This window comes from Pseudomonas sp. SDO5591_S426, assembly GCF_054070755.1.
The window spans coordinates 1-6,064 of record NZ_JBSVXD010000266.1; the positions used below are offsets into that span (position 1 = coordinate 1).

The following is a 6,064-nucleotide window of genomic DNA, read 5'->3' on the forward strand; positions in this document are numbered from 1 at the left end:
CGCTCCGCGTCCGCTCTGGATGGGACGCGGAGCGTCCTGGGCGGCATTCCCACGCAGAGCGTGGGAACGATCATTTGAGAGAATTTAAAGCATGAGCGACTCCGGCCGCGCCGACGCGCTGTTAGCAGACCTGCCCCGCGACGGCCGTGGCCGGCTCAAGGTATTTCTCGGCGCCGCGCCGGGTGTCGGCAAGACCTACGCCATGCTGCAAGCGGCCCATACCCAGTTGCGCCAAGGGGTGAAAGTCATCGCTGGCGTTGTCGAAACCCACGGCCGCGCCGAAACCGAAGCGCTGCTCAGCGGCTTGCCCCAACAAGCTTTGGTGCGCTCGGAATACCGTGGCGTCGAGCTTGAGGAAATGGACCTCGACGGCCTGCTCGTGGCCAAACCGAAACTGGTACTGGTAGACGAACTGGCCCACACCAACGCACCCGGCAGCCGTCACGAAAAGCGCTGGCAAGACATTCAGGAACTGCTCGCCGCCGGCATCGACGTGTACACCACGGTCAACGTCCAGCACCTGGAAAGTCTCAACGATCAGGTGCGCGGCATCACCGGTGTACAAGTGCGCGAAACCCTGCCGGACTGGGTGCTGCAAGAAGCCTATGAACTGCTATTGATCGACCTGCCGCCGCGCGAGCTGCTGGAGCGTCTGCGCGATGGCAAGGTCTACGTGCCGGAGCAGGCGCGGGCGGCCATCGACGCGTTTTTTTCCCAGACCAACCTGACGGCCCTGCGCGAACTGGCGATGCAAACCGCGGCAGCCCAGGTCGATAACGATCTGGCCCAGGGCTACCGGCAGTTGGGGCAGGCAGCGCCAGCCGTTCGCGGGCGTTTGTTGGTGGGGGTCGATGGCGATGCCCAGGCCGAGCGTCTGGTCCGTCATGCCAGTCGCGTCGCTCAGCGTCGGCATCTGCCGTGGAGCCTGGTGCACGTGGACAACGGCAGTGTGCGCGACGAGCAGTCGCGCCTGCGTTTGCAAAGCGCGCAGCAATTGGCCGAACGCTTGGGTGGCGAAGTGGTGTTGCTGCGGGCCGGTGAAGTGGCGAAGACACTGATCCAGCATGCCGCCGAGCGTCGTGCCAGCCTGGTGCTGGTGGGCCAGTCCCGACCGAGTTTGCGTCGCCGACTGTTCGGCGGAGGGCTAGCGGCGCGGCTGCTGCGCACTGCTCGCGGGCTGGAAATCAACGTCCTCGACAGTGATCACGAACAGCATCAACCACGGCAGCGTTCGATGCAGTCGCTGGTGTGGTTCGACTACGCCTTGGCGGTGGTGGCGACGATTCTGGCTTCCGCGCTGGCTTGGGCCGTGGCGAAAACTCTACCGCTACCCAACATCTCGCTGGTGTTCCTCGCCGCGGTATTGCTGGTGGCGGTACGAAGCAGTCTGGGGCCGGCGCTGGTCTGTGCGGCGTTGTCGTTTTTGACCTACGACTTCCTGTTCATTCCACCGAATTTTTCCTTCAGCATCCAGCGCGAAGAAGACGTGCTGACCTTGCTGTTCTTCCTGCTGATGGCGGCCCTTACCGGTAACCTCGCGGCGCGGCAGCGGCGGCAAATGCAGGCCCTGCGCGATACCCAGGAAGAAACCACCGAACTGCTCGACCTGTCGCGCAAACTCACCGCCGCCACCGACCGCCAGGCAGTGATCAGCGCGGCGGCGCACCATCTCGAAGGCTGGAGCGATCTGCAACTGTGCCTGCTCAATCGCGACGGCCCCAGTGGCTGGAAAGTCGAAACCGGCGGTCCGCTGGAGTTCTCCGAAGCGGAACGTGCCGCCGCCGATTGGGCATGGCAACACGATCAACCCGCCGGCGCCGGTACCGGTACTTTGCCGTTCGGGCGTTGGTGGTGGTGGCCGCTGACCGTGGAGGATGGACCGCTTGCGTTACTCGGTGTGTGCGCCAAGGAAGGCCAGACCTTGAGCGGTCAGCGTCGACGGTTGTTGACTGCGTTGAGTCAGCCGCTGGCCCAAGCGCTGGCCCGCGCGCAGTTGGCCGATGACCTGGAAGCGGCGCGCCTGCACGGCGAAACCGAGCAACTGCGCAGTGCCTTGCTGGCCTCGGTGTCCCACGATTTACGCACGCCGCTGACCTCCATGCGCGGCAGCATCGACAGTCTGCTGGCGCTTGGTGAAGCGATCCCGCTGGAGGATCGCCGCGAACTGCTCGAAGGCACCCGCGATGAAGCCGAACGGCTCGATCGCTACATTCAAAACCTGCTGGACATGACCCGGCTCGGTCACGGCGCGCTGAAGCTGGCGCGGGACTGGGTGTCGCCGGCGGACATCGTCGGCAGTGCGCTCAATCGCCTGCGTGCGGTGCTGGCGCCGTTGCAGGTCAGCACCGAAGTACCGGCAGAATTGCCGCTGCTGTTCGTCCACGCTGCGCTGATCGAGCAGGCGCTGATCAACGTGATGGAAAACGCCGCGCGTTTTTCGCCTTCCCACGGGCGATTGCAACTGCGCGCCGGGGCCGATGACAGTGAGCTGTTTTTCTCGGTGAGCGATGAAGGACCGGGGATTCCGGAGTCGGAACGGTCGAAGATTTTCGACATGTTCTACACCGCTGCGCGTGGCGATCGTGGCGGGCAGGGCACCGGGCTGGGATTGGCGATCTGTCAGGGCATGGTCGGCGCCCATGGCGGGCGGATCAGCGTCGCCGACGGGATCGAAGGGCGCGGCACCTGCATCACCTTGCACCTGCCTTTGCAGGCTCAGCCAGCCTTTGAAAATTAAGGGCCGAAAGTGAAGCCTGATCGTGCGTGCGTTACTCTCTAGCCACCTCTTTGTGTTGACGTGAATTCATGAGCCAGACCGCGACCATTTTGGTCATCGACGACGAACCGCAGATCCGCAAATTCCTGCGCATCAGCCTTGCTTCCCAAGGCTACAAAGTGCTGGAGGCCGGCACCGGCACCGAGGGGCTGGCCCAGGCTGCGTTGAACAAACCGGATTTGCTGGTGCTCGACCTCGGCTTGCCGGACATGGACGGTCAGCAGGTTCTGCGCGAATTCCGCGAGTGGTCGACGGTGCCGGTGCTGGTGCTTTCTGTACGTGCCGGCGAAGGGCAGAAAGTCGAAGCGCTGGATGGCGGCGCCAATGACTACGTGACCAAGCCCTTCGGCATTCAGGAGTTTCTGGCGCGGATACGTGCGCTGTTGCGTCAGGCACCGGTGGGCGAGGCGCAGCAAGCGGCGCTGACCTTCGGCCCGCTGACGGTGGACCTCGCCTATCGCCGGGTATTGCTCGACGGTGTAGAAGTCGCGCTGACCCGCAAGGAATACGCGGTGTTGGCGCAACTGGCGCGACATCCCGGGCGGGTCATCACCCAGCAGCAATTGCTCAAGGACATCTGGGGGCCGACCCATACCGAAGACAGTCACTACCTGCGGATCGTGGTCGGGCATTTGCGGCAAAAGCTCGCGGATGATCCGACCCAGCCGCGGTTTATCGTGACGGAGGCTGGGGTGGGGTATCGGTTGTTGAGTGAGGGCAGCCTCTGATTTTGTGTTGCCTGAATATGCCCCATCGCTGGCAAGCCAGCTCCCACAGTGTTTTGTGATGACCACAAATCCGGATTTCACGTAAATCCTGTGGGAGCTGGCTTGCCAGCGATGAGGCCCTCTCCTACACCCGAGAACTTCAAGAATCCCGCTCATTCTCATACCGATCCATCGTATCCCGCGCAATCTCCCGTCCCAGCGCGATCAATTCCGGCGCTTTGTAGAACTCGAAAAACCGGCACACCCGCTTCGGCACGTTGATCAAAACGTCCGGCGGATACCCGGCAATCTTGTACTGCGCCAACGAAGTCTGCATCACTTCGAAACTCTGGTTGATCAAGTCCAGCAAGGACGCCGGGCCGACGTTGTCGATGATGAACGACCCGGTGGCGGACTTCGGCGCGCCTTCGCGTTCCGGGGCTGCCGACGGTTGCTGGGCTTCCGGTGCGGCGGATTCGACCCACGGGTTGATCTCGGCCGCTTCGGCCATCAACGCTTCTTTCTCCAACAGCAGCAATTGCTCGGCCTGTTTGCGTCGGAATGGCATCTTCGAACCGAGGGAATTGAGCAGGCTGTTGAAACGGCTTTTGAACGCCGCAGGACGCTGGATCACAGGCAGTTGATAGTGACGCTGGTTGGTGGAGTTGAGGTTGACCGCGATGATCAGATCGCAATGACTCGATACCACCGGCACGATCGGCAACGGGTTGAGAATGCCGCCGTCCACCAGCATGCGATTGCCCTGCATCACCGGGGTAAACAGGCTGGGAATCGCCGCCGAGGCGCGCATCGCCTGGTGCAGGCAACCTTCCTGGAACCAGATTTCCTGCTGGTTGGTCAGGTCGGTGGCCACCGCTGTGTACGGAATGCGCAGGTCTTCGATATTGATCTCGCCGACGATCTTGCGGATCTGCCCGAAGACCTTCTCCCCACGGATCGCCCCCAGGCGAAAACTGACATCCACCAGACGCAACACATCGAGGTAATCCAGGCTTTCGATCCAGTCGCGATATTCATCGAGCTTGCCGGCGGCGTAGATCCCACCGACCACTGCCCCCATGGAACAACCGGCGATACAGGCGATATCGTAGCCACGCCGTTCAATCTCCTGGATAACGCCGATGTGGGCATAACCCCGGGCTCCACCCGAGCCCAACACCAGTGCGACACGCTTTTTCATGAATCGCCCTCGTTTGAATGGTTCAACAATGCACCCATCGAGGGGCACGCTTCAATCGTCAAGGTCGCTCGGTACAGCGAACGCGTCGTTTTTTCGACACTTGATGGCGGCGGATGGTTATTCTCGCCAGCGCTACAGTTTGCGCGGGCGATGGACGGCACTTTTCACGCGCCAGACCGTCCTACCTGCATGACTGTTTTCCTATCTTTGAGGAGTGAGTGATGAAAGCCTGGATCTGTGTGCCATTGATTGCCCTGGCACTCGCCGGTTGCGCTGGTAAAACCGCTTATCGCGACAGCTGCGGTAGCAACCTCGATGCCGCATGGCACGAGCTGGACCTGGCCAAGGCCGAGGGTTTCGCCGGGAACGTCAGTTATTCCAAGGCCTTGTCGCTGCTGACCGCGGCCAAGACCCAACAGCAATTCGAAGGCTTCGAAGGTTGCACCAAAAAGGCCGAGAAGGCGCGCTTCTATATTCGTGAGTCACGCGCCGGCCGTTGAGGCATGATGCAGGGCTACAGGGGACATTCGACTCAGGGAGCAAGTGATGTCGGCATTGGTGGATCGGTTAGTGGCTCATGTCTTGGGCCTGGAAGTTCGTGTACTGGCCTGTCAGGCGCGTTTAAGTGCGCGTACCGACCCTGAAGCCTTGCATGACCTGCGGACCACGGTGCGCCGTTTGCGCAGTCTGTTGCGGCCATTGCGCGGATTGCCCGGCGTCGAGCAACTGGAAACGGCGGCCTCCGGCGTCGGCGACCTGACCACGCCGTGGCGCGATCGTGAAGTGTTGGCGGCCTACTTGTTGCAGCACGACCAACCCGAAGCCGCGCAGCGACGGTTGGCGCAGATGGCCGAAGCTTATCCGGCGGTCGCGACCAGTACCGAGCTTGCGCAGTTGCTGGTCATCCTTGATGCCTTTCCGCGTTTTTTGCGGGCCTCTCAGCGTCAGGGTTTGCTCAAGGGATTGGGCAAGCGCATTGAGAAACGCCTGGGCAAGCAGTGGAAGAAACTCGACGAAGCCCTGCATGATCCCGCCCATGACCGTCATCGTTTGCGCCTGCTGATCAAGCGCGTGCGCTATGGCATCGATGCCTATCCTGAACTGGATCGCTTGCCGAAAGCGGCGATGCCCCGATTGAAATCGGCACAGGGCGCTTTGGGCGACTGGCACGACTGCTTGCAATGGTTGGCCATTGCCGAGCAGGAAGCCGATTTGCAACCGTGTGTCGCAGTCTGGCAAGCCACCATGGCCAAGGCCGAACAACGCGCCGACCGTGTGCTGGACAAGCTCAGCGCGGATTGCTTCAAATCCTGAGAACACCATGACCCTTTGTAGGAGCTGCCGAAGGCTGCGATCTTTTGATCTTTGCCCAGATGAAAT

At 61.8% G+C, this 6,064-nt stretch carries 5 protein-coding genes; 4 read left to right on the top strand and 1 reads right to left on the bottom strand.

Translation table 11 applies throughout. The features are described 5' to 3' along the window. The first annotated feature begins 91 nt into the window (after nucleotides 1-91). Both ACW9JC_RS28070 and ACW9JC_RS28075 read left to right on the top strand, forming a co-directional pair. A complete protein-coding gene (locus ACW9JC_RS28070) occupies nucleotides 92-2,737 on the top strand; it encodes a DUF4118 domain-containing protein (RefSeq protein ID WP_457459102.1) in 2,646 nt (881 codons plus the stop codon). Between the two features lie 68 nt (nucleotides 2,738-2,805). Beyond that, nucleotides 2,806-3,504 (top strand): response regulator, encoded by a 699-nt coding sequence (locus ACW9JC_RS28075; RefSeq protein ID WP_457459104.1) that lies wholly within the window; start codon nucleotides 2,806-2,808, stop codon nucleotides 3,502-3,504. Nucleotides 3,505-3,643: 139 nt separating this feature from the next. On the opposite strand, the gene ACW9JC_RS28080 is transcribed toward ACW9JC_RS28075, so the two are convergent. Then, entirely contained in the window at nucleotides 3,644-4,684 is a 1,041-nt protein-coding gene (locus ACW9JC_RS28080) for a patatin-like phospholipase family protein (protein ID WP_457459106.1), read from the bottom strand. A gap of 221 nt (nucleotides 4,685-4,905) precedes the next feature. Here ACW9JC_RS28080 and ACW9JC_RS28085 point away from each other — a divergent pair, with 221 nt between their 5' ends. Together ACW9JC_RS28085 and ACW9JC_RS28090 are read left to right on the top strand one after the other, a co-directional pair. Then, nucleotides 4,906-5,184, top strand: coding sequence for a hypothetical protein (locus ACW9JC_RS28085; protein ID WP_338585426.1), 279 nt, complete (start codon nucleotides 4,906-4,908; stop codon nucleotides 5,182-5,184). Nucleotides 5,185-5,230: 46 nt separating this feature from the next. Further along, nucleotides 5,231-5,998, top strand: a complete 768-nt coding sequence (locus ACW9JC_RS28090; protein WP_457459108.1) for a CHAD domain-containing protein — start codon at nucleotides 5,231-5,233, stop codon at nucleotides 5,996-5,998. Nucleotides 5,999-6,064 lie beyond the last annotated feature (66 nt).

Coding starts and splice junctions, on each gene's coding strand:
- ACW9JC_RS28080 (WP_457459106.1), bottom strand. CDS start 4,684: ATGAAAAAGCGTGTCGCACTGGTGTTGGGCTCGGGTGGAGCCCGGGGT.
- ACW9JC_RS28085 (WP_338585426.1), top strand. CDS start 4,906: ATGAAAGCCTGGATCTGTGTGCCATTGATTGCCCTGGCACTCGCCGGT.
- ACW9JC_RS28070 (WP_457459102.1), top strand. CDS start 92: ATGAGCGACTCCGGCCGCGCCGACGCGCTGTTAGCAGACCTGCCCCGC.
- ACW9JC_RS28075 (WP_457459104.1), top strand. CDS start 2,806: ATGAGCCAGACCGCGACCATTTTGGTCATCGACGACGAACCGCAGATC.
- ACW9JC_RS28090 (WP_457459108.1), top strand. CDS start 5,231: ATGTCGGCATTGGTGGATCGGTTAGTGGCTCATGTCTTGGGCCTGGAA.